Annotated in this window: 21 protein-coding genes; 15 read left to right on the top strand and 6 right to left on the bottom strand. The window is 56.6% G+C overall.

What is annotated here, in order from left to right; translation table 11 throughout:
• Positions 1-227 precede the first annotated feature (227 nt).
• From gpmM to IAE27_RS14765, 3 genes are read left to right on the top strand one after another with little or no spacing between them, the layout of a single operon-like run.
• Positions 228-1,772 (top strand): 2,3-bisphosphoglycerate-independent phosphoglycerate mutase, encoded by a 1,545-nt coding sequence (gene gpmM, locus IAE27_RS14775; protein WP_200092605.1) that lies wholly within the window; start codon positions 228-230, stop codon positions 1,770-1,772.
• Between the two features lie 9 nt (positions 1,773-1,781).
• Entirely contained in the window at positions 1,782-3,053 is a 1,272-nt protein-coding gene (gene envC, locus IAE27_RS14770; protein ID WP_004106857.1) for a murein hydrolase activator EnvC, read from the top strand.
• Between the two features lie 3 nt (positions 3,054-3,056).
• Entirely contained in the window at positions 3,057-3,992 is a 936-nt protein-coding gene (locus IAE27_RS14765) for a divergent polysaccharide deacetylase family protein (RefSeq protein WP_187326143.1), read from the top strand.
• Here IAE27_RS14765 and IAE27_RS14760 read toward each other — a convergent pair.
• The 3 genes from IAE27_RS14760 to kbl all read right to left on the bottom strand — a co-directional run bounded on the left by IAE27_RS14760 (position 3,989) and on the right by kbl (position 7,177).
• Positions 3,989-4,786: a glycosyltransferase family 2 protein gene (locus IAE27_RS14760; protein ID WP_070556413.1), complete on the bottom strand. Its 798-nt coding sequence runs from the start codon at positions 4,784-4,786 to the stop codon at positions 3,989-3,991. The two genes, IAE27_RS14765 and IAE27_RS14760, sit on opposite strands and share 4 nt — an antisense overlap.
• A 162-nt stretch (positions 4,787-4,948) precedes the next feature.
• Positions 4,949-5,974: an L-threonine 3-dehydrogenase gene (gene tdh, locus IAE27_RS14755; RefSeq protein ID WP_004855475.1), complete on the bottom strand. Its 1,026-nt coding sequence runs from the start codon at positions 5,972-5,974 to the stop codon at positions 4,949-4,951.
• Between the two features lie 9 nt (positions 5,975-5,983).
• Positions 5,984-7,177: a glycine C-acetyltransferase gene (gene kbl / locus IAE27_RS14750; RefSeq protein ID WP_004116405.1), complete on the bottom strand. Its 1,194-nt coding sequence runs from the start codon at positions 7,175-7,177 to the stop codon at positions 5,984-5,986.
• Between the two features lie 214 nt (positions 7,178-7,391).
• Between kbl and rfaD the strand changes: the two genes are divergently transcribed.
• The 5 genes from rfaD (at position 7,392) to IAE27_RS14725 (ending at position 12,538) form a co-directional block, all read left to right on the top strand.
• Complete coding sequence (gene rfaD / locus IAE27_RS14745) at positions 7,392-8,336, top strand: ADP-glyceromanno-heptose 6-epimerase (RefSeq protein WP_004106868.1); 945 nt, start codon at positions 7,392-7,394, stop codon at positions 8,334-8,336.
• 116 nt (positions 8,337-8,452) lie between these two features.
• Complete coding sequence (gene rfaF / locus IAE27_RS14740; protein WP_016807661.1) at positions 8,453-9,511, top strand: ADP-heptose--LPS heptosyltransferase RfaF; 1,059 nt, start codon at positions 8,453-8,455, stop codon at positions 9,509-9,511.
• A 3-nt stretch (positions 9,512-9,514) separates the two neighbouring features.
• Complete coding sequence (rfaC, locus tag IAE27_RS14735) at positions 9,515-10,486, top strand: lipopolysaccharide heptosyltransferase RfaC (RefSeq protein ID WP_004106870.1); 972 nt, start codon at positions 9,515-9,517, stop codon at positions 10,484-10,486.
• Complete coding sequence (locus IAE27_RS14730; RefSeq protein ID WP_004106872.1) at positions 10,486-11,394, top strand: hypothetical protein; 909 nt, start codon at positions 10,486-10,488, stop codon at positions 11,392-11,394. The genes rfaC and IAE27_RS14730 overlap by 1 nt, the downstream gene beginning before the upstream one ends.
• Positions 11,372-12,538, top strand: coding sequence for an O-antigen ligase family protein (locus IAE27_RS14725; protein WP_004116425.1), 1,167 nt, complete (start codon positions 11,372-11,374; stop codon positions 12,536-12,538). The genes IAE27_RS14730 and IAE27_RS14725 overlap by 23 nt, the downstream gene beginning before the upstream one ends.
• A gap of 25 nt (positions 12,539-12,563) precedes the next feature.
• On the opposite strand, the gene IAE27_RS14720 is transcribed toward IAE27_RS14725, so the two are convergent.
• Together IAE27_RS14720 and IAE27_RS14715 are read right to left on the bottom strand one after the other, a co-directional pair.
• Entirely contained in the window at positions 12,564-13,646 is a 1,083-nt protein-coding gene (locus IAE27_RS14720; RefSeq protein WP_070556419.1) for a glycosyltransferase family 9 protein, read from the bottom strand.
• A gap of 21 nt (positions 13,647-13,667) precedes the next feature.
• Positions 13,668-14,630 carry a polysaccharide deacetylase family protein gene (locus tag IAE27_RS14715; protein ID WP_154022829.1) on the bottom strand — a complete coding sequence of 321 codons (963 nt, stop codon included), beginning with the start codon at positions 14,628-14,630 and terminating at the stop codon, positions 13,668-13,670.
• Between the two features lie 111 nt (positions 14,631-14,741).
• Here IAE27_RS14715 and rfaQ point away from each other — a divergent pair, with 111 nt between their 5' ends.
• The 7 genes from rfaQ (at position 14,742) to coaD (ending at position 21,675) form a co-directional block, all read left to right on the top strand.
• On the top strand, positions 14,742-15,818 hold the full coding sequence (rfaQ, locus tag IAE27_RS14710; RefSeq protein ID WP_070556423.1) for a putative lipopolysaccharide heptosyltransferase III: 1,077 nt from the start codon (positions 14,742-14,744) through the stop codon (positions 15,816-15,818).
• Entirely contained in the window at positions 15,815-16,942 is a 1,128-nt protein-coding gene (locus IAE27_RS14705) for a glycosyltransferase family 4 protein (RefSeq protein ID WP_004106887.1), read from the top strand. Before rfaQ ends, IAE27_RS14705 begins: the two co-directional genes overlap by 4 nt.
• A gap of 2 nt (positions 16,943-16,944) precedes the next feature.
• Positions 16,945-18,039 (top strand): glycosyltransferase, encoded by a 1,095-nt coding sequence (locus IAE27_RS14700; RefSeq protein WP_004106890.1) that lies wholly within the window; start codon positions 16,945-16,947, stop codon positions 18,037-18,039.
• Between the two features lie 30 nt (positions 18,040-18,069).
• The gene (locus IAE27_RS14695; protein WP_004106893.1) at positions 18,070-19,059 is read left to right on the top strand and encodes a glycosyltransferase; all 990 of its coding nucleotides are present in this window, start codon (positions 18,070-18,072) and stop codon (positions 19,057-19,059) included.
• Positions 19,060-19,151: 92 nt separating this feature from the next.
• Positions 19,152-20,426: a lipid IV(A) 3-deoxy-D-manno-octulosonic acid transferase gene (waaA, locus tag IAE27_RS14690; RefSeq protein WP_070556427.1), complete on the top strand. Its 1,275-nt coding sequence runs from the start codon at positions 19,152-19,154 to the stop codon at positions 20,424-20,426.
• Positions 20,426-21,202, top strand: coding sequence for a glycosyltransferase family 2 protein (locus IAE27_RS14685; protein WP_004106899.1), 777 nt, complete (start codon positions 20,426-20,428; stop codon positions 21,200-21,202). The genes waaA and IAE27_RS14685 overlap by 1 nt, the downstream gene beginning before the upstream one ends.
• Entirely contained in the window at positions 21,199-21,675 is a 477-nt protein-coding gene (coaD, locus tag IAE27_RS14680) for a pantetheine-phosphate adenylyltransferase (protein WP_004106901.1), read from the top strand. The genes IAE27_RS14685 and coaD overlap by 4 nt, the downstream gene beginning before the upstream one ends.
• A 126-nt stretch (positions 21,676-21,801) precedes the next feature.
• Here coaD and mutM read toward each other — a convergent pair.
• The coding region (mutM, locus tag IAE27_RS14675) for a bifunctional DNA-formamidopyrimidine glycosylase/DNA-(apurinic or apyrimidinic site) lyase (RefSeq protein ID WP_200092602.1) at positions 21,802-22,401 on the bottom strand (600 nt) is incomplete at its 5' end.

The raw sequence follows: 22,401 nt of genomic DNA, 5'->3' as shown, positions 1-22,401 counted from the left end.
ACTAAGTGAGAAAAAAACCAGGGAAGGAGTATACCTGTGCATTGCGGCAAATACAGCCAGTGAGCGCGATGTAATGTATTTTCTGCGGCCCGTCACGAAAAAAAACCGCTCTCGCCGCGGCGATGCGCTCTGGCCGCCCTCTTTCTTTGATCTTTTACGGTGATTTGATCGATTCAGCTGTAGTAAAATTACGCAAATTTTCTGTCTTTGAGCATGAGGTTGTCGCAATGTCGGTTTCTAAAAAACCTATGGTACTGGTGATTCTGGATGGCTATGGCTACCGTGAAGACCAGCAGGATAACGCTATTTACAGCGCCAAAACCCCTGTTATGGACGCACTGTGGGCAAAACGTCCGCATACTCTGATTGATGCGTCAGGCCTGGAAGTCGGTCTGCCGGATCGTCAAATGGGTAACTCCGAAGTGGGCCACGTCAACCTCGGCGCGGGCCGCATCGTGTATCAGGACCTGACCCGCCTGGACGTTGAAATCAAAGAACGCACCTTCTTCGCCAACCCGGTACTGACCGGCGCGGTGGATAAAGCCGTTGCCGCTGGCAAAGCCGTGCATATCATGGGCCTGATGTCTCCGGGCGGCGTCCACAGCCACGAAGACCACATCATGGCGATGGTGGAGCTGGCGGCCGAACGCGGCGCGGATAAAATCTATTTGCACGCTTTCCTCGACGGCCGCGATACCCCGCCGCGCAGCGCTGAAAAGACGCTGGCGAAATTCGAAGACAAATTTGCCGCACTCGGCAAGGGCCGCGTCGCCTCAATCATTGGCCGCTACTACGCCATGGATCGCGACAACCGTTGGGATCGCGTTGAGCAGGCTTACGATCTGATGACTCTGGCGAAAGGCGAGTTCCAGGCCGATACCGCCGTTGCGGGCCTGCAGGCCGCTTATGCGCGCGATGAAAACGATGAATTCGTAAAAGCAACCGTTATTCGCGCTGAAGGCCAGGCCGATGCGGCCATGGAAGACGGCGATGCGCTGATTTTCATGAACTTCCGTGCCGATCGCGCTCGCGAAATCACCCGCGCCTTCGTTAACGCCGATTTCGACGGATTTGCCCGTAAGAAAGTGGTTAACCTCGATTTCGTCATGCTGACCGAGTACGCCGCAGACATTAAAGTCGCCTGTGCTTATCCGCCGGCATCTCTGGTGAACACCTTCGGCGAATGGATGGCGAAAAATGACAAAACCCAGCTGCGCATCTCCGAAACTGAAAAATACGCTCACGTCACCTTCTTCTTCAACGGCGGCGTTGAAGAGCCGTTCAAAGGCGAAGAGCACATTCTGATCAATTCACCGAAGGTCGCAACCTACGATCTGCAGCCGGAAATGAGCTCCGCTGAGCTGACCGAAAAACTGGTTGCCGCCATCAAGGGCGGTCAGTTCGACACCATCATCTGTAACTACCCGAACGGCGATATGGTTGGCCACACCGGGGTGATGGAAGCCGCCGTTAAAGCGGTCGAAGCGCTGGATGACTGCATCGACCAGGTGAGCAAAGCCGTTGAATCCGTAGGCGGACAGCTGCTGATCACCGCAGACCACGGCAACGCCGAGCAGATGCGCGATCCGGCCACTGGCCAGGCGCACACCGCGCACACCAACCTGCCGGTTCCGCTGATTTACGTTGGCGATAAAAACGTCAAAGCGGTCAACGGCGGCAAACTTTCCGACATCGCGCCGACCATGTTGACGCTGATGGGAATGGAAATCCCGCAAGAGATGACTGGCAAGCCGCTGTTCATCGTGGAATAATCCTTCCCCATGAGGGGAAAGGCGACTTATTCAACTACATGGATCGCAACGGCAGTTCGATCCGTCCTTTACGCCAGCGCGCTTAGCGCTGGCGTATTGCTGTGCGCCGCATCTGCTCACGCCGACGATCGCGACCAGCTTAAATCCATTCAGGCCGACATTGCCGCTAAACAGCGGGCGATTAAACAGCAGCAGCAGCAGCGTGCTTCCCTGGTTGCCCAGCTTAAAGCGCAGGAGGAGGCCATCTCCGCCGCCGCGCGCAAGCTGCGCGAAACCCAGGAAACGCTGAACCAGCTAAATAAGCAGATCGACGAAATGAACGCCGCGCTCGCGAAGCTGGAGCGTCAGCGCGCCTCGCAGGAGCGCAACCTTTCCGCCCAGCTCGATGCCGCGTTTCGTCAGGGGCCGCACACCGGCATCCAGATGATCCTCAGCGGCGAAGAGGGGCAGCGTAATCAGCGTCTGCAGGCCTACTTTGGCTATCTGAATCAGGCGCGTCAGGAAACCATCGCCCAGCTCAAGCAAACTCGCGAAGACGTGGCGGTGCAAAAATCCATGCTGGAAGAGAAACAGAGCCAGCAGCAAACCCTGGTGTACGAGCAGCGCGCCCAGCAGAGCAAGCTGGAGCAGGCGCGCAACGAGCGTAAAAAAACCCTCGCCAGCCTTGAATCCTCTATTCAGCAAGGCCAGCAGCAGCTCAGCGAAATGCGGGCTAACGAATCACGCCTGCGCGGTCGTATCGCCCAGGCGGCGGCGGCGGCCAAAGCGCGAGCGGATCGCGAAGCCCGCGAAGCGCAGGACGTACGCAATCGCCAGCAGGAAGCCTCACGTAAAGGCACCACCTACAAACCTACCGAAAGCGAACGCTCGCTGATGTCTCGCACCGGCGGGCTTGGTTCACCGCGAGGCCAGGCATTCTGGCCGGTTCGCGGCTCAATTCTCCATCGCTATGGCGAACAGCTGCAAGGTGAACTACGTTGGAAGGGGATGGTTATCGCTGCGTCTGAAGGCACCGAGGTCAAAGCCGTTGCCGATGGTCGGGTTATTCTTGCCGACTGGCTGCAGGGCTATGGCCTGGTGGTGGTCGTTGAACACGGCAAAGGCGACATGAGTCTTTACGGCTATAACCAAAGCGCGCTGGTCAGCGTCGGCACTCAGGTCCGGGCGGGCCAGCCGATCGCTCTCGTAGGCAGCAGCGGCGGTCAGGGCCGCCCGTCGCTCTATTTCGAAATTCGCCGCCAGGGTCAGGCGGTCAATCCACAGCCGTGGTTGGGAAGATAAGTTTTGCTTCAATTTCGCAGAATTGCACTCGCGGTAACCAGTACGCTGGTTATGGCGTCGCCGGTTTTTGCCGGCAAACTCTCCATTGTTATCGACGACTTTGGCTATCGCCCACAAACGGAAAATCAGGTGCTGGCGCTGCCAGCGACGATCTCCGTTGCCGTACTTCCTAATGCGCCCCACGCCCGCGAAATGGCGACGAAAGCGCATAATCTCGGCCACGAGGTGCTAATTCACCTGCCGATGGCGCCGATCAGTAAACAGCCGCTGGAAAAAGATACCCTCCGCCCGGAGATGAACAGCAGCGAGATAGAACGCATTATCCGAGAAGCCTACGGTAAGGTTCCGTACGCCGTGGGGCTGAATAACCATATGGGCAGCGCCATGACGTCGAATCTCTTCGGTATGCAGAAAGTGATGCAGGCGCTTGAGCGCTACAATCTCTACTTTCTGGATAGCGTCACCATCGGCAATACCCAGGCCATGCGGGCGGCGCAGGGCACCGGCGTTAAGGTGATTAAGCGTAAGGTTTTCCTCGACGATACCCAAAACGAAGCGGATATTCGCTATCAGTTCAACCGCGCCATCGCTTTGGCGCGACGCAACGGATCCGCAATTGCTATCGGCCACCCGCACCCGACGACGGTGCGCGTGCTGCAGCAGATGGTGTATAACCTGCCGCCGGATATCACCCTGGTTCACCCGAGCAGCCTGCTCAACGAGCCGCAGGTGGACACCTCAACGCCGAACGCTGCCCCGCCGCCGAAACAGCCGCCGCGCAACCCGTTCCGTGGCGTGAAGCAGTGCAAATCTAAGCGCCCTCCGGAGCCGATCAACGCCAGCCGCTTCTTTACCATTCTGAGCGAAAGCATCAGCAAGAGTACGCTGGTGCAGTATTACCAGCTGAAGTGGCAGGGCTGGGATACCCCCACCAACTAAACCGTCCTGGAGTCCCGGCGTTTATCCGCCGCGGATTCCGGCTTATCCTGATGGGCATACCAGGCTTTAAAGTATTTCAGAAAGCTATAAAAGGTCGCATAGAGCCCGGTGACCACGCCCACCTTACCCTTTCGCCAGGCCCCGCTGAACAGATACCATTTAAAGAAAGCGCCAATCGCGCTGATCGCTCCGCGTGCGAGAGATGGCCTGATCTTCTGGTATTTAACCAGCCGCGTAGTGTAGCTATTGAGCTTATTAAACACCTCATGCAGGGAGTAAAAGGTGTCGTGACGCACGAAGCCCGGTAGCTTGCTGGAGTGCTGAAAGCCCACGACCTGATCGTCTACCGGCCGATCGTTGAACCTGGCGACGGAGCGATTAAACAAGCGAACCGGGAAATCCGGCGATGATACCGGATAAATGGTGCGAACCTCCTCGCCCAGTACGAACCAGTAACGCGGCAGTCGCCAGGCGCGGGCCGGGTCGGGATCGTCCCCCGTCTTCAGCGCCAGAATAGCCGCCACCACTTCGTCGTCAAGAATCTCATCGCTATCCATACACAGCACCCAATCGTGGCAGGCCAGAGAGGTCGCGTAGTTCATCTGCGCGCCGTGAGAAGTATAGGGATGATGGTGAACGGTGAGCCCGAACTGTTGGCAAATCTGCAGCGTGGCATCCGTGCTGCCTGAGTCGATGACGATAAATTCATCGGCCACCTTAAGCAAAGGTGGTAAAACCTCCCGTAATAAGCGGGATGAATTACAGGTCAATAAGCATACAGAGAGTTTAAGCATAGTATTTGTGTGGTTAAACTGCGATTAAACTGACTGTATAAACGAATAGGTGAGAAAGCGATTTAGAAAAAGTGCGGAGTGGATTAAAAATCAGAAAAGTGGAAGTCAGCTCTCTAAATAAAGCGCCCGCAGGCGCTTTTTTAAGCTCAAATTCGGAGCAGGTTAATCCCAGCTGAGAATAACTTTGCCAGACTGGCCGGAGCGCATCGCGTCAAAGCCCTGCTGGAAATCATCAATGCCAAAGCGGTGGGTGATGATCGGCGACAGATCGAGGCCGGACTGGATGAGCGCGGCCATCTTGTACCAGGTTTCGAACATTTCGCGACCATAAATCCCTTTGATAAACAGCCCCTTGAAGATCACCTTGGTCCAATCGATGGACATATCCGACGGCGGAATACCCAGCATGGCGATGCGCCCGCCATGGTTCATGGTATCGAGCATGGTGCGGAACGCCGGCGGCGCACCGGACATCTCGAGGCCCACATCGAAGCCTTCCGTCATGCCCAGCTCGGCCATCACATCGTTAAGGTTCTCTTTCGCCACGTTCACCGCCCGGGTGACGCCCATTTTGCGCGCCAGTTCCAGGCGATATTCGTTAACGTCGGTAATCACGACGTTGCGCGCACCAACGTGTTTCGCCACCGCGGCCGCCATCACGCCGATGGGGCCTGCGCCGGAAACCAGTACGTCTTCACCCACGAGGTCGAATGAAAGCGCGGTATGTACAGCGTTGCCAAACGGGTCAAAAATCGATGCCAGATCGTCGGAGATATTGTCCGGAATTTTAAAAGCGTTAAACGCCGGGATCACCAGATATTCGGCAAAACAGCCCGGACGGTTCACGCCGACGCCCGTCGTATTGCGGCACAGATGCGTACGGCCGGCGCGGCAGTTACGGCAGTGGCCGCAGGTGATATGCCCCTCGCCGGAAACGCGGTCGCCCAGCTTAAAGCCGCGAACTTCCTGACCGATACCCACCACTTCGCCAACGTATTCATGGCCCACAACCATCGGTACCGGAATGGTCTTTTGCGACCATTCGTCCCAGTTATAGATATGCACGTCGGTACCGCAAATCGCGGTCTTGCGAATTTTAATCAGCAGATCGTTGTGGCCGACTTCCGGTTCCGGTACGTCGGTCATCCAGATGCCTTCTTCCGCCTTCAGTTTGGATAACGCTTTCATCTCACACCCTCAGGCAATGACGCCCAGTTGTTTACCGATGCGGGTAAAGGCTTCCACCGCACGTTCAATTTGTTCAGGGGTATGCGCCGCAGACATCTGGGTACGTATACGCGCCTGGCCTTTTGGAACCACCGGATAGAAGAATCCGGTGACGTAGATACCTTCTTTTTGCAGCTCGCGCGCGAACTGCTGCGCCACGGTGGCTTCACCGAGCATTACCGGGATAATGGCGTGGTCGGCGCCCGCGAGGGTAAACCCTGCCGCAGTCATTTTTTCGCGGAACAGGCGCGCGTTCGACCACAGGCGGTCGCGCAGTTCGCTGCCGGCTTCCACCATCTCCAGCACTTTGATCGAAGCGGCGACAATCGCCGGAGCCAGCGAGTTGGAGAACAAATACGGACGCGAGCGCTGGCGCAGCCACTCGACGACTTCTTTGCGCGCGGCAGTATAGCCGCCGGACGCGCCGCCCAGCGCTTTACCCAGCGTACCGGTGATAATGTCAACGCGGCCCATCACGTCGCAGTACTCATGGGAACCGCGGCCGTTTTCCCCTACGAAACCCACAGCATGAGAATCATCGACCATCACCAGCGCATCATATTTATCCGCGAGGTCGCAAACGCCTTTCAGGTTGGCTATCACGCCGTCCATCGAAAACACGCCGTCGGTGGCGATCAGCACATGACGCGCGCCGGCTTCACGCGCCTCTTTCAGACGGGCTTCCAGCTCCTGCATGTCGTTGTTGGCATAGCGGAAGCGCTTCGCTTTACACAGGCGCACGCCGTCGATGATCGACGCGTGGTTCAGGGCATCGGAGATAATCGCATCCTCTGCGCCGAGCAGAGTTTCAAACAGTCCGCCGTTGGCGTCGAAGCAGGAGGAGTACAGAATCGCATCTTCCATGCCTAAAAAATCCGCCAGCTTCTTCTCAAGCGCTTTGTGGCTATCCTGAGTGCCGCAGATAAAGCGCACGGAGGCCATGCCAAAACCGTGGCTATCCATACCGCTTTTCGCGGCGGCAATGAGATCCGGGTGGTTCGCGAGACCCAGATAGTTATTGGCGCAGAAGTTAATGACCTGGCTACCGCCGACGGTGATATCCGCCTGCTGCGCCGAAGTAATAATACGCTCTTCTTTAAACAACCCTTCCGCGCGCGCGGTATCGAGGTCATTGGTTAACTGTTTGTAGAAATCACCACGCATTGCAACTCTCCAGATTCGGCAAAATTTGGCACATATTACCTAAAGCTATACGCTGATACGAGATGATGCATTACTGCATGAATTATTTGCAGCATAAATCACGAGACCCTCTTCACCTTATCGGCGAATGGCTGAAGCCTTTCCGATGTGGTGATATGATAGGAGTATTCATGTCCGGATTGTCTCTGGACTACCCACTTCAAAGGTTACAGTTATGATCATCGTTACCGGCGGCGCAGGCTTTATCGGCAGCAATATCGTTAAGGCGCTGAATGACAAAGGCATTACCGACATTCTGGTCGTAGATAATCTGAAAGACGGTACTAAATTCATCAACCTGGTGGATTTGAACATTGCCGATTACATGGATAAAGAAGACTTCCTGATCCAAATTATGGCGGGCGAGGAGTTCGGCGATATCGACGCCATTTTCCATGAAGGCGCCTGCTCGTCCACTACAGAGTGGGACGGCAAGTACATGATGGATAACAACTATCAGTATTCCAAAGAGGTGCTGCACTACTGCCTGGAGCGTGAAATCCCGTTCCTGTACGCCTCTTCCGCCGCGACCTACGGCGGCCGCACCAGCGACTTTATTGAATCCCGCGAATACGAACAGCCGCTCAACGTTTACGGCTACTCCAAGTTTCTGTTTGATGAATACGTCCGTCAGATCCTGCCGGAAGCAAATTCGCAGATCGTCGGCTTCCGCTATTTCAACGTCTACGGGCCGCGCGAAGGTCATAAAGGCAGCATGGCCAGCGTCGCGTTCCACCTGAACACTCAGTTGAATAATGGCGAAAGTCCGAAACTGTTCGAAGGCAGCGATGGCTTCAAGCGCGACTTCGTCTACGTCGGCGACGTCGCGGCAGTAAACCTGTGGTTCTGGGAAAACGGCGTTTCCGGCATCTTTAACCTTGGCACCGGCCGCGCGGAGTCTTTCCAGGCCGTTGCAGACGCAACGCTGGCTTATCATAAGAAAGGCAGCATCGAATACATTCCGTTCCCGGACAAGCTGAAAGGCCGCTATCAGGCGTTTACCCAGGCGGATCTCACTAACCTGCGCGCAGCGGGCTATGATAAACCGTTCAAGACCGTCGCCGAAGGCGTAACGGAATATATGGCCTGGCTCAATCGCGACAATCATGCGAATTCATAAAATCATTCGGGCGGTATTAAGGCAGCAACTGAGCGAATCTTCAGGAACATAGGATATCGATGTGACTGAAGTGAACGAAGGCAGCCAACGCAGAGACAGCTTGAAGGATGAAATGAATGAAGATACTGGTGGTGGGCCCGTCATGGGTGGGCGACATGATGATGTCGCAAAGTCTCTATCGTACGCTCAGGGCGCGCTATCCCCAGGCGATAATCGACGTGATGGCGCCAGCATGGTGCCGTCCGCTGCTATCGCGCATGCCGGAAGTCAACGAAGCGATCCCGATGCCGCTCGGCCACGGCGCGCTGGAAATCGGCGAACGGCGCAAGCTTGGGCACAGCCTGCGCGAGCGTCGCTACGATCGCGCTTACGTGCTGCCGAACTCGTTTAAATCGGCGCTGGTGCCGTTTTTCGCCGGTATCCCGCATCGCACCGGCTGGCTCGGCGAGATGCGCTACGGCCTGCTGAACGATGCCCGTAAGCTGGATAAAGCGGCCTGGCCGCTGATGGTCGAACGCTACGTCGGTCTCGCATACGATAAAGGCGTGATGCGCTGCGCGAAAGATCTGCCGCAGCCGCTGCTCTGGCCGCAGCTGCAGGTGCATGAAGGCGAAAAATCGCAGGCCTGTAGCGCATTTAATATTTCAGCCGAGCGCCCGATAATCGGCTTCTGCCCAGGCGCAGAGTTCGGCCCGGCAAAACGCTGGCCGCACTATCACTACGCCGAGCTGGCGAAACAGCTGATCGATGAAGGCTTTCAAATCGTGCTGTTTGGTTCCGCAAAAGATCATGAAGCGGGTAATGAAATCCTTGCCGCGCTCACGACTGAGCAGCAGGCATGGTGCCGCAACCTGGCCGGGGAAACTCAGCTTGAGCAGGCCGTCATTCTGATCGCCGCCTGTAAAGCGGTGGTTAGCAACGATTCCGGCCTGATGCACGTTGCCGCGGCGCTGGATCGTCCGCTGGTGGCGCTCTATGGGCCAAGTAGCCCGGACTTCACCCCTCCGCTGTCGCACAAAGCGCGCGTTATCCGCCTGATCAGCGGCTACCACAAAGTGCGTAAAGGCGACGCCGCCGAAGGCTATCATCAGAGTTTGATCGACATTACGCCGCAGCGCGTACTGGAAGAATTAAACGACCTGCTGCTGGAAAAAACGGAACAAGAGGAAGCCTGACGGATGCGGGTATTGATCGTAAAAACCTCGTCCATGGGCGACGTGCTGCATACGCTGCCCGCGCTGAGCGACGCCGCGCTGGCCTTTCCCGGCATTCGTTTCGATTGGGTGGTTGAAGAGGGCTTCGCACAGATCCCCTCCTGGCATGAGACCGTCGACAGGGTCATTCCGGTGGCGATTCGTCGCTGGCGCAAAGCGTGGTTTTCCGCGCCCGTTAAAGCCGAACGCAAGGCATTTCGCGACGCCGTACAGGCGGAAAAGTACCACGCCATCATTGATGCCCAGGGGCTGGTGAAGAGCGCCGCGCTGGTCACCCGACTGGCCCGCGGCGTTAAGCACGGTATGGACTGGCAGACCGCTCGCGAACCGCTGGCGAGCCTGTTCTATAACCGTCGCCACCATATCGCCAAACAGCAGCACGCCGTTGAGCGCACCCGCGAGCTGTTTGCTAAAAGCCTTGGCTACGCGAAGCCGGAAACCCAGGGCGACTACGCTATCGCTCGCCATTTTTTGCGCCAGGCCGACGCCTCCGCTGTGCCCTATCTGGTATTTCTCCACGCCACAACGCGGGATGATAAACACTGGCCGGAAGAGAACTGGCGAGCGCTAATCGCTCTGCTTGCCGACAGCGGCGTGCGTATCAAACTGCCGTGGGGCGCCCCCCATGAAGAAGCGCGGGCCAGACGCCTGGCGGATGGGCACGATTTTGTCGACGTCCTGCCGCGTATGAGCCTGGAGCAGGTGGCCCAGGTGCTGGCAGGCGCGCGCGGAGTGGTTTCCGTCGATACCGGACTGAGCCATCTCACCGCCGCGCTCGATAAACCGAACTTCACGCTGTACGGCCCGACCGATCCGGGGCTGATTGGCGGCTACGGTAAAAACCAGTATGTCGTGCGCCCGGAAAGCGGCAACAGCACGGGGGATATTGCCGCCTCCCGGATTCTGCAACTGTTGAAATCTCAGGAACTGGCTTAATGGGTTCATTATTTAAGCAGATCTATCGCTACACGCATCGACGAGCCTTTCGCCATAACGAAAATCTTTGGCCGTTTACCCATATCACCCGCGCGGCAAGCGGTGAAATCCGCACCCTGAAATACAAAGGAAAAGCGGTCCCGCTGGTCAACCTCAGCGAACTAAAAGATAGCGCTCAGGGCGAAGTGCTGCTGACGGCAACCGGTCCCTCTACGCGTAGCATCGATTTTACGCGGCTGCCGAAAAGCATCCCGGTGATGGGGGTGAATGGCGCGTGGCATCTCTCTGATAAAATTAAATTTTCGCTCTATACCATTGTGGACATGGAGTTTTACGATAAAAAACCGGACATTATTCGTGCGGTGATTAGCCAACCGGACATCGTACTCTTCACCACCATGCATGGCATTGCCAAAATCCTCGACCGCCACGGCTCAGCGCTTCGCTGTCGTTTGGCATTAATTGAAGACGCCTGTTATAAAATTTACCAGCCTAAAGTCCCGAGAAGCGCGATACAGCAGGTCTGGCGCGGCGTCACCGCGCTACGCTTTCATCCGCAAAGGCAGGATATTTGCTTTAGCACCGACATCCGCCATGGCATTTTTGATGCCGGTACCGTGGTCTACTGGGCTCTGCAAATTCTGATGTGGCTGGGATTTAAAACTATTCTGATAAGCGGGCTGGATATGAGCAATTTCAACCAGCCGCGATTCTACGAAACGGAACAGGATAAACTCCCCTCCTGGCTGGCAAATAAGGTGGATGACCTGGTCATGCCGTCCTTTTCGCACGCTGCCAACGTGCTGCAACAAAACCATATTCGGGTCGTTAACTTCTCCTTAGAAAGCGCGGTTCCGGAAACGATTTTCGAAAAGGTTTCATTTGATGAGTACTTTAAAAATCAGTAGTTACGCCAGACAGGGTTACACCATTTTCTTTCCTTTGTTTCTGTTTTTTAGCGCTATTTTTTGCGTATCAACTCGCGCAAATAACCTTCTTCATTTATCCATTTTGCTGTTTTTGCTTTCACAGCTGAACACAGACAACCGCCGGGCATTAGCGGAGAACCTGCGCCAGCAGTGGCCGGTCTATGGTCTGCTGGTCGTATTCTGCGTGTACTATGCGCTAAGCAATATTTGGGGCCAGACGCCGCAGCATATCGATTCCCCTCTGACCCACGGCACCTATACCATTTTCTATCTTCTGCTGCTGACAACGCTACTTGGCCATCCTCGCACCCGGCATCTGACGCTGCTGAGCATCGTGGCCGGGATCGCGGTGCTGTCTATCTGGACGATGGTTATCGACTTCACCCTGGTCCTCAAGGAGCGCCTGGTGTCGCCGGATAATCCCGGCCCGACCAACGTTATCGACCTGGCGGGTTATTGCGGTATTGGGGTTCTTATTTGCGCCATGCTGCTGAAAGAAAAAGGCAGCCACCTTCTGTATGTGCCGATGGCTATCATGCTGGTGATGCTATTTCTGACCCAAAGCCGCGGCCCGATTATCGCCCTACTGGTGGCGTTTGTTTGCACCCTGCATCTGCACGTCTTTACCCGCCGTAATATCTTGATTGTCGCCGCGTTAGCGATGATTCTGGGACTGCTTTTCTTCTTCACCCCCACCGGAGACCTGCTGCTGGCGCGCTTTGAGGAGCTGGGGACGCAAAGCGGTTTGCGCATCAGCATCTGGCATCATACGATCGAGGAAGTGGCCAGCCAGCCGTGGCTGGGGCGAGGTTTTGACTACGAGCTGAACTTTACCAACTACAGCGGCGAACATATCACCACCACCCACAGCGTCTATCTTGGCGCCCTGCTGAAAGGCGGCATCATTGGTCTGGCGCTGCTGTTGGCGGTGATTGCCGGAGGGCTATGGCAGGCATGGCGCAAACAGCAGGATGGCCGCTACGGACTGGCGATTTTTATCTATGCGCTGATTTTTATGGCTTCGCAGGGCATGTTTATCATCAGCAATCCTCGCGAAACCTGGCCGCTGTTTTGGCTACCGCTGGGTATTGCGCTGAGCGGCAGCCTGAAGGCGAAACGCTAAGCAAAGGGCCCGTTACGGGCCTTTTTTATGTCTGCTCGCGAGAGGCAACCAGGTCGTCCGCCTGCGCTTTAATCACCGGCCAGACGGCGTCAATCGTCATGTCGGCGACGTGGGTCTCTTCACAGACAATCTGTCTGGCCTTGTCATAACCCGGCGCCCAAATAGTATAGCCCGGCAAACCGGTATCTTTGAGCTTACGTTTGTTGTAAACCGCCACCATGGGCTTGTCGAACGCGCGGGCAATATGCACGATGGCGGTATCCGCCGTAATCACCAGATCGCACTGGCGAACGATCTCTACCGCTGAATTAATATTGCTATCAGGCAGATATAGCGCTTTATCCAGATTTAGCTGGCGAATTTTTTCGCTATGCCCAACCATGACGACGCTCACGGCATACGGAAGCGTATGCAGGCGGTCAATCAGAGTCGCCACCTGGTGATGACAAAAGTCTTTATCCGTTGAAGCGGTAAACGGGTTGATCGCAATACAGAGCGCGCGCGCTTTTTCCTGATTAAGTAAAAGCTTAACTCTTTCCCGTTCGTGAAGATCGCCGGGCAGATGATAGTGGTAACGATCGTGTTCTATACCAAATAGCCTGGCCACTTCTTTGTAGCGGGCGGAAATATGCCTGGCGCTGTCAAAAAAAGGGATGGAGTGATCGTAAAGCTTATATTCTTGTTTATTAAAACCAATAACGCAGCCAGGCCGCAAATCAGAGAGCAGTTTAAAACGTTCGTAGGTTTTAACATCATCAAAATCAACGACCGCGTCAAATCCCACCGCACGCAGCGCATTTAAGGGCATCCGCGGCTGATATAAATAGACCTGCTCAAGAAAATCCGCACCGGCAAGCATCTGTTTACAGACAGGCCCGGTAAGAACAGACACCTTATAGCCCTGGTCGGCCAAAAGCTTTGCGCAGCCGGTCGTCACGACCATATCCCCGACTTTGTCATCCAGGCGCAATAATAAAACATGCTGAATCTTCGCGGGATTAAAAGGCTGGCGTGCGCTTTTATTTCTGTAACGATAGTTAATTAAATTAAATTTAATTTCGCGGAAGAAGGCATTTTTCTTCCGCGTGAACTGCTTCACGATACGCATACGGTACCTGGTTGTGATCTTTTATCGCTGTGCGCGTTTCTGTTGGTAATATTCCGCCAACGTCATTCCCTTCACCTGCGGTGCCAGCCAGCTGAAAAAAGCGTCCAGATCGGCATATAAGCGCTCAATATCCTGCTCGTTTTTAAACGTCGGGCTGCCGCCAGGCATATACTCAGAAGAGTGGAGCATATATTCGACGTAGTCATTACCCTGAGTCAACGTTTGTTCAACCACTTTTTTCATCGTCTCCACGTTGCCGCCCATCGGACGCAGCCAGTGTACCGACGGCGAGCGGACTTTGCCGCGCAGGCGATCGTAACCCTGCTTCAGGCTATTCATCCACGCAGAATGCTTGTACTGAATGCTCATTGGCACTTCCAGCAGCGACGACTGGCCTTCACGACGAATATCGTTCTCGTCGAGAAAGTAGGCGTACTGCGGGAAGTGACGATAATCGGTACCGCCGTCACCCTGCGGCGCGCCTTTCGCCGTTTTCCAGTTCACCCTGGGAGTAACCGAGCAATCGACCAGATAGCCATACTCCACCAGCAGACGCGCGTAGCGCTCGTCAAACGCCCAGCGTCCGGCGCGATGGCTGACCATTTTAGTCTGGAAGGTATCCTCCAGCAGACGGGTCATATAGTCGACTTTGGCACGCATCGCCGTATCGCTGTACTCGATCAGATACGGTTTATGCCGCCAGTCGTCATCGGTAAGCGGGTCGGTCGGTGGGCTATTCCAGGCATGCAGATGCATGCCGATTTCCGCCGTCCCCCGGGCAATCACATCTTTGGCGAATTCGATATAAACCGGGTCGATGGCCATTTCATAGTTGGTCAAATAAACCGGTTTGAAGCCATACTTTTCGCAAAGCTGCTGAAAACGCGGTAAATAGCGCGCATTCTCGGTGGTGATGCTGTCATGTTTTTGCCAGAGGTTATCGCCCTCTGTATCAATCGTGATGAGAAATGCGGGTTTGTGCACGAAAACGTCCTCAGGCCATACGTATCGGGTCATGGTAGAGCAAGACAAGGCTTCTCTCAATCTATCTGATCCCCTAGAATCGGAGCCCTGACCCTGAATGAAGAACAGAGAATGACGCCTGAAACCCGCACTTCCGGCCGCGTGAACCCGGCGCGAATCCTGGTTATTAAGCTTCGCCATCATGGCGATATGTTATTGATAACGCCGCTTATTCACGCGCTAAAACAGCAATACCCCGCCGCCTGCGTGGATGTGCTGCTTTATGAAGAAACCCGGGATATGCTCGCAGCGAATACTGAGATCCGCCATATTTATGGTATCGATCGGCGCTGGAAAAAACAGGGCACCGGCCATCAGCTCAAGATGGAATGGCAGCTGATCCGCACGCTCCGCCAGCAGCGCTACGATATGGTGCTCAATCTTGCCGATCAGTGGCCCAGCGCGATTATCACTAAACTGACCGGGGCGACCACCCGCATCGGCTTTGACTTTCCGAAGCGTCGTCATCCGGCCTGGCGTTTTTGCCATACCGCCCTCGCCTCAACCGAGCTGCACAACCAGCTGCATACCGTACAGCAGAATCTGTCGATTCTGGCGCCGCTTGGGCTGGATATTGATGATGCGCCGGCAACGATGGGCTACAGCGAACAGGACTGGCTCGCCAGCCGCGCGCTGCTACCGGAAGGATTTCAGGACAACTATATCGTCATTCAGCCGACCTCCCGCTGGTTCTTTAAATGCTGGCGCGAAGCGCGGATGAGCGCCCTGATAAACGCGCTTTCTGAGGCAGGCTATCCGGTCGTGCTGACCTCCGGCCCCGACGCCAAAGAGAAACAGATGATCGACGCGATTATGACGGGCTGTCCCAATGCTCGCCTGTACTCCCTCGCCGGGCAGCTCACCCTGCGCCAGCTGGCGTCTCTCATCGACCATGCCCGCCTGTTTATCGGCGTCGACTCCGTGCCGATGCATATGGCCGCCGCGCTGGGCACACCGCTGGTGGCGCTATTCGGCCCCTCCAAGCTCACTTTCTGGCGTCCATGGCAGGCGCAGGGTGAGGTAATTTGGGCGGGTGATTTCGGCTCGATTCCCGATCCTGACGACATAGATACCAACACCGAGGAACGCTATCTCGATTTAATCCCCACCGACGCGGTTATCGCGGCGGCGAAAAAGGTACTGGCATGAGTAAATTCAGGCTGGCTCTGGTACGCCAGAAGTATCGCCCGGACGGCGGCGCGGAACGATTTGTCTCCCGCGCGCTGGAGGCCCTCGACGACAGCGACCTTGAGCTGAACGTCATCACCCGCGAGTGGCAGGGGCCGGTGAAGCCCGAGTGGAACATCCACATCTGCAATCCGCGCAAGTGGGGGCGGATCAGCCGCGAGCGTGGGTTTGCCGACGCCGCCCGCCAGCTGTGGCAGCGCGAAGCCTTCGATCTGGTACAAAGCCATGAGCGTATCCCCGGCTGCGACCTGTACCGCGCCGGAGACGGCGTACACCGCCGCTGGCTGCAGCAGCGCTCGCGCATTTTGCCCGGCTGGAAAAGCCGCCTGCTGTTTGCCGATCGCTACCATCGCTATGTAATGCAGGCCGAGCGCGAAATGTACCAGGACTCGCACCTGCGCGGCGTTATCTGCAACGCGGAGATGATTAAACGCGAGATTATTGCAGACTTCGGCCTGCCGGCGGAAAAAATCCACGTTATCTATAACGCCATCGATAACCAGCGTTTTCTGCCGCCGACGGAAGCGGCCTTTGTCGCGCTGCGTACCAAATGGAATCTGCCGCTCCAGGCGACCTGCCTGATTTACGTCGGCTCCGGCTTTGAGCGCAAGGGGCTGGATGCGGCGATCCGCGCCATCGCGCCGACCAACCGCTACCTGCTGGTAGTGGGCAAAGATAAAGAGCAAAGTCGTTATCAGCAGCTGGCGAAAACGCTGAACTGCGAGGAGCGGGTGCGCTTTTTCGGCATGCAGTCGGAAACCCTGCCGTTCTATCAGATGGCCGACGGCCTGCTGCTGCCGACGCTGTACGACCCGTTCCCCAACGTTATTCTCGAAGCGATGGCCTGCGGCCTGCCGGTCATTACCACTACCGGCTGCGGCGGCGCGGAGTTTATTGTTCAGGGCAGCAATGGCTACGTTTGCGATGCGCTGGATATCCCGGCCCTGCAGGAGTCGGTTAGCGCCCTTCCCGCCCGGGCGTTAGGCTCCGCGGAAGGCGAACGCGCCCGCGAGCGCATCATGGCCTGCACCAGCGAACGCCTCTCGGCGCAGCTGCTCTCCCTTTATCAGGATTTGGTGAAATAACGATGCGCATATTGTTTGTTATCGACGGCCTGCCCGGCGGCGGCGCGGAAAAAGTCGTGCTGACGCTGGCGGCGCACTTTCTCAGCCAGGGGGAACAGGTATCGCTTTTTTCCCTGCGCGACGTCTGCGATTATCCGCTGCCGGAAGGACTGGATTATCAGGTCATCGCCGACCGCTGCCGCAAACCGTGGCGCAAACTGACGGAACTCTCCCGGCGCGCGCGCCAGCTTGATGCGGCCATCGATAGCGCAGAACGGCAGGGCCGCTTCGATCTGGTGCTCTCGAATCTGCATAAAACTGATCGCATTGTCTCCCGCAGCCGCCTGCTGAACGGGCGAAACGTCTGGTATTGCCTGCACGGCGTATTCTCTACTTCCTATCTCGGCCATCGCACCGGTTTTGACCGCTGGCTGAAGCAGCAGAAGATCGGACGCGTTTACCAGGGACGCAACGTCGTCACCGTCTCCGATGCCGTAGGTCAAGATCTGGTCGAGCAGTTCGCCATTCGCCCGGCCCAGCTGAAAACCATCTATAACCCGTTTGATATCGCCGCGCTGCGCGCAGCGGCTGAAGAGCCCAGCCAGCGACCCGACGGCGACTATATTATTCACGTGGGCCGCTTTCATCCCGGTAAACGCCACGACCGCCTGATTGAGGCGTATGCGCAAAGCGGTATCGATGCGCCGCTGGTGCTGCTGGGACAGGGAAAACCGGAACAAGAGCAGCGCCTGCGCCAGCTGGCGCAGCAGCTACAGGTTGCCGATCGCGTCCTGTTTAAAGGCTTCCAGAAAAATCCGCTGCCGTGGATCAAAGGCGCGCGGATGCTGGTCCTGAGCTCCGATAGCGAAGGTTTTGGCAACGTGGTGGTTGAAGCGCTGCTGCTGGATACGCCGGTCGCCAGCACCCGCTGCCCGGGCGGCGTGACCGAGATCCTCACCGGCGAGCTGTCGCGCGGCCTGGCGGATCTCAACAGCCCGGCGCTGGCTCAGACGATGCAAAGCATTTACCATAGCCCCCCTGCCATCGACGCCTCGGCGCTGGAGAAATTCAGCGTAGCATCGATTTGTCAGCAGTATCGTCAGCTGCGCAGCGCCTGACGCCGTTATTCAACCAGGATCGAATGATTTATGAGTCAAACGCCTTTACTAAGCATCGTAGCCGCCGTCTATAACGGCGAAAAATTCCTTGCGCAATTCTTTGAGTGCCTTGAGCAACAGCAGCTGGAAAGCTATGAACTGATCCTGGTGAACGACGGGTCGACGGACGGTAGCCTTGCGGTTATCGACCAGTGGAAAGAGCGCCTGCAAAACGTGCTCGTACTGGAACAGGAAAACCAGGGCGTGTCGGTGGCGCGCAATACCGGGCTCGCCGCGGCGACCGGTAAATACCTGACCTTTCCGGATATCGACGATAAGCTTTACCCGGGCATGTACCGTACGCTTCTGGAAATGGCGGAAAAGGGCAATCTTGACGTCGCCACCTGCAACGGCCGCTACGTCTACGAGACAAAAAAAGATATCCATCCTATTTTCCCGCTGGACCGGCTACAGTCGACCGGCGTTTTGCCCGGCCACGTCTGGTTAAAACAGGCGCTGGATTCTCGTAAGTTCCTGCATGTCACCTGGCTCAATATTTACCGCCGCGAGTTTATCGCGGATCACCGCTTCCATTTTGAGCCGGGCCTGCGTCATCAGGATATTCCCTGGACCACGGAAGTGCTGCTGGCGGCAGAACGCGTGCAGTACACCAGCGAGCAGTTCTACGATTACTACATCCATTCGGAATCGGTGTCGCATAAGCCGGACAATGACGATACGCTGATGCGCTCAGCGCGCCACTATATGAAGATTCTTGAGATGCTGGACGCCATCAACCAGCGCTATCCGGACAAGGTTCGCAATATTTCCGCCTGCCGCTGGCAGATCGCTAAAGAGGGGCTGGGAATTATTCATACCTTCGATAGCATGAAAGATGAGTCAAAAAAGCATATTATCATTAAAGAGTTCTTTGACCGCGGTATCTGGAGCCTGATCTGGAAAAATGCCCATACGTTCCGTCTACGCTGGCGTCTTGGACGCCGCTATCTGCGCATCAAGCGCTATCGCGACGCGGCTTAATACTGAATCCCTTAGTTTCCGCCAAAGAGATAGCTTTACGCGGGTTAAATGCTTAGAATTTGCCCGCAAAAACATAAATACGGATAAATCGCTTGGAATTGCTTTATACCGCCCTACTTTACCTCATTCAGCCGCTGGTGTGGCTGCGACTGCTGTTACGCAGCCGTAAGGCCCCTGCCTATCGTAAACGCTGGAAGGAACGTTATGGCTTCTGCCAGAACAAGGTAGAACCGGGTGGCATCCTGCTGCATTCCGTTTCCGTGGGTGAAACGCTGGCGGCTATCCCGCTGGTGCGCGCGCTACGCCACCGCTACCCCTATCTGCCGATCACCGTCACGACCATGACGCCAACCGGCTCCGAACGCGCGATGTCCGCTTTCGGTAAAGACGTCCATCACGTCTATCTGCCTTACGATCTTCCCGGCGCAATGAACCGCTTCTTCAATACCGTTCAGCCAAAGCTGGTTATCGTCATGGAAACCGAACTGTGGCCGAACATGGTCGCCACGCTGCATAAACGCAAAATTCCGCTGGTTATCGCCAACGCCCGGCTGTCCGAACGCTCGGCGAAAGGCTATGCCAAACTGGGCAAATTTATGCGTCGGCTGCTGAGCCGCATTACCCTTATCGCCGCACAGAATGAAGAAGACGCCAGCCGCTTTATCGCCCTTGGCCTGAAACGCAATCAACTGGCGGTCACCGGCAGCCTGAAGTTTGATATTTCAGTCACGCCGGAGCTGGCCGCTCGCGCTATCACCCTGCGTCGCCAGTGGGCGCCGCACCGCCAGGTATGGATTGCCACCAGCACCCACGACGGCGAAGAACAAATTATTCTTCAGGCGCATAAGCAGCTGCTGGAGCGTTTCCCCAACCTGCTGCTGATCCTTGTCCCGCGCCACCCGGAGCGCTTCGGCGACGCCCGCGAGATGGTGCAGAAAGCGGGAATGAGCTACACCCTGCGCAGTACCGGCGAAATCCCGTCGAACAGTACCCAGGTGGTGATTGGCGATACCATGGGCGAGCTGATGCTGCTGTACGGTATTGCCGACCTCGCGTTTGTCGGCGGTAGCCTGGTGGAGCGCGGCGGCCATAACCCGCTGGAGCCCGCTGCTCATGCGATACCGGTACTGATGGGCCCGCACACCTTTAACTTCAAAGATATCTGCGCCAAGCTGCAGCAGGACGATGGACTGATTACCGTCACCGACGCCGACTCGCTGGTGACGGAGGTGTCAAACCTGCTGACCGATGAAGATTACCGTCTGTGGTATGGTCGTCACGCGGTGGAAGTCCTGCATCAAAACCAGGGCGCCCTCTCCCGCCTGCTACAGTTACTCCAACCCTATCTGCCGCAGCGGAGCCACTAATGTCGCCTCGACTCTCGGTCGTGATGATCGCCAAAAACGCGGCGGATCTGCTGCCTGATTGTCTGGCGTCGGTAAGCTGGGCCGATGAGATAGTGCTGCTGGATTCCGGCAGCAGCGACAACACCGTCGAATTAGCCCGCAGTATGGGCGTTCAGGTGCATGTCAATCGCGACTGGCAGGGCTACGGTATTCAACGCCAGCGCGCCCAGGACTACGCCACCGGCGATTACGTGCTGATGATCGATACCGACGAGCGCGTCACTCCGGAGCTTGCGCAGTCTATCCGCAGCGTGCTGGCCGCGCCGCAAACCGGCGCAATATACAGCATTGCCCGGCGCAACTATTTTCTTGGCCGCTTTATGCGCCACAGCGGCTGGTATCCCGATCGCGTGATGCGCTTGTACGAACGCGGCCGTTACCGCTATAACGATAATCTGGTCCACGAATCTCTCGATGCCCGAGGCGCGCCGGTTATCGAGCTCGCGGGCGATCTGCTGCATCTGACCTGCCGTGATTTCTCCGGCTTTCAGCAAAAGCAGCTGGCCTACGCCGCCGCCTGGGCGCAGGAGCGCCATCAGAGAGGCAAAAAGACCTCGCTGGCCGCTATCTTCGGCCATACGCTGGGCGCCTTTGTGAAAACGCTGCTGCTGCGCGGCGGCATTCTGGATGGGAAACAAGGCTGGCTACTGGCGGTGGTCAACGCGCAATACACGTTTAATAAATACACCGAGCTGTGGGCCCTGAGCCGCGGCTACTCGGAGAAAGTGTCATTATGAGCACAAAAGCGATCTATCCGGGAACCTTCGACCCTATCACCAACGGCCATATCGATATCGTCACTCGCGCGGCCAGCATGTTCGATAAGGTGCTGTTGGCTATCGCCGCCAGCCCGAGCAAAAAGCCGATGTTCACTCTCGACGAGCGCATCGCGCTGGCCACCCAGGCAACGGCGCATCTGGTCAACGTTGAGGTTATTGGCTTCAGCGATTTAATGGCCAATTTTGCCCGCGCGCAGCAGGCGAACATTTTAATTCGCGGCCTGCGGGCGGTGGCGGATTTTGAATATGAGATGCAGCTGGCCCATATGAACCGTCATTTAATGCCGACGCTGGAGAGCGTGTTTCTGATGCCGTGCAAAGAGTGGTCGTTTATCTCCTCTTCGCTGGTAAAAGAAGTGGCGCGCCACCAGGGCGACGTCTCCCACTTTCTGCCGGCAAACGTTCACCAGGCGCTGCTGAAGAAACTGTAATCCTGCGCCATCGGGTCTCTTCCCGCAGGCGATGCTGCGCATCTGTCCGGGCTACCCAATCAAATCGCACGGACGCGTAGCCCGGCTAAGCGCAGCGCGAGCCGGGTTCACCGCAACCACCGCATATTATTTCTGGCACTGGCGACAATAAAACGTCGCCCGCTGGGCGTGTTTACTGCCGATAACCGGCGTCCCGCAAATGCGGCACGGCTCGCCCTTGCGGCCATACACCTGCAGCTCCTGGGCAAAATAACCCGGTTTACCGTCGCTTTGCAGGAAATCTTTCAGCGTCGTCCCACCCTGTTCAATGGAGCGCAGCAGGACCAGCTTAATCACTTTCACCAGCTGTTCGCACTCCTCGCGCGACAGCGAAGAGGCCAGCCTGTCGGGGTGAATACCCGCCGAAAATAGCGATTCGCTGGCGTAGATATTACCCACGCCGACCACCAGCTTGTTATCCATTAGCCAGGGCTTGATCGCAGTTTTCTTCTTCGCGCATTTCTGCTGGAGATAATCGGCGTTGAACTCATCGCTCAGCGGCTCCGGCCCCAGATGCGCCAGCACCGGATGCCCTTCCAGCTCTTTAGTCCACAGCCAGGCGCCAAAGCGTCGCGGATCGGTATAGCGCAGGACCTTGCCGTTACTCATCACCAGGTCCACATGGTCGTGTTTTTCCGCCGGCAGATCTCCGCTGAGGATACGCAGGCTTCCCGACATGCCGAGATG

Origin of the sequence: Klebsiella sp. S69 (assembly GCF_016516145.1) — a bacterium.
Classification (GTDB): Bacteria; Pseudomonadota; Gammaproteobacteria; order Enterobacterales; family Enterobacteriaceae; genus Klebsiella; species Klebsiella oxytoca.
Note: the sequence above shows the minus strand (reverse complement) of the source record. Positions and strands in the feature narration are given on the sequence as shown.

Coding starts and splice junctions, on each gene's coding strand:
- IAE27_RS14700 (WP_004106890.1), top strand. CDS start 16,945: ATGCGCATATTGTTTGTTATCGACGGCCTGCCCGGCGGCGGCGCGGAA.
- rfaQ (WP_070556423.1), top strand. CDS start 14,742: ATGACGCCTGAAACCCGCACTTCCGGCCGCGTGAACCCGGCGCGAATC.
- rfaD (WP_004106868.1), top strand. CDS start 7,392: ATGATCATCGTTACCGGCGGCGCAGGCTTTATCGGCAGCAATATCGTT.
- rfaF (WP_016807661.1), top strand. CDS start 8,453: ATGAAGATACTGGTGGTGGGCCCGTCATGGGTGGGCGACATGATGATG.
- coaD (WP_004106901.1), top strand. CDS start 21,199: ATGAGCACAAAAGCGATCTATCCGGGAACCTTCGACCCTATCACCAAC.
- envC (WP_004106857.1), top strand. CDS start 1,782: ATGAGGGGAAAGGCGACTTATTCAACTACATGGATCGCAACGGCAGTT.
- IAE27_RS14705 (WP_004106887.1), top strand. CDS start 15,815: ATGAGTAAATTCAGGCTGGCTCTGGTACGCCAGAAGTATCGCCCGGAC.
- IAE27_RS14720 (WP_070556419.1), bottom strand. CDS start 13,646: ATGCGTATCGTGAAGCAGTTCACGCGGAAGAAAAATGCCTTCTTCCGC.
- tdh (WP_004855475.1), bottom strand. CDS start 5,974: ATGAAAGCGTTATCCAAACTGAAGGCGGAAGAAGGCATCTGGATGACC.
- IAE27_RS14760 (WP_070556413.1), bottom strand. CDS start 4,786: ATGCTTAAACTCTCTGTATGCTTATTGACCTGTAATTCATCCCGCTTA.
- IAE27_RS14685 (WP_004106899.1), top strand. CDS start 20,426: ATGTCGCCTCGACTCTCGGTCGTGATGATCGCCAAAAACGCGGCGGAT.
- rfaC (WP_004106870.1), top strand. CDS start 9,515: ATGCGGGTATTGATCGTAAAAACCTCGTCCATGGGCGACGTGCTGCAT.
- kbl (WP_004116405.1), bottom strand. CDS start 7,177: ATGCGTGGTGATTTCTACAAACAGTTAACCAATGACCTCGATACCGCG.
- gpmM (WP_200092605.1), top strand. CDS start 228: ATGTCGGTTTCTAAAAAACCTATGGTACTGGTGATTCTGGATGGCTAT.
- IAE27_RS14725 (WP_004116425.1), top strand. CDS start 11,372: ATGAGTACTTTAAAAATCAGTAGTTACGCCAGACAGGGTTACACCATT.
- IAE27_RS14695 (WP_004106893.1), top strand. CDS start 18,070: ATGAGTCAAACGCCTTTACTAAGCATCGTAGCCGCCGTCTATAACGGC.
- IAE27_RS14730 (WP_004106872.1), top strand. CDS start 10,486: ATGGGTTCATTATTTAAGCAGATCTATCGCTACACGCATCGACGAGCC.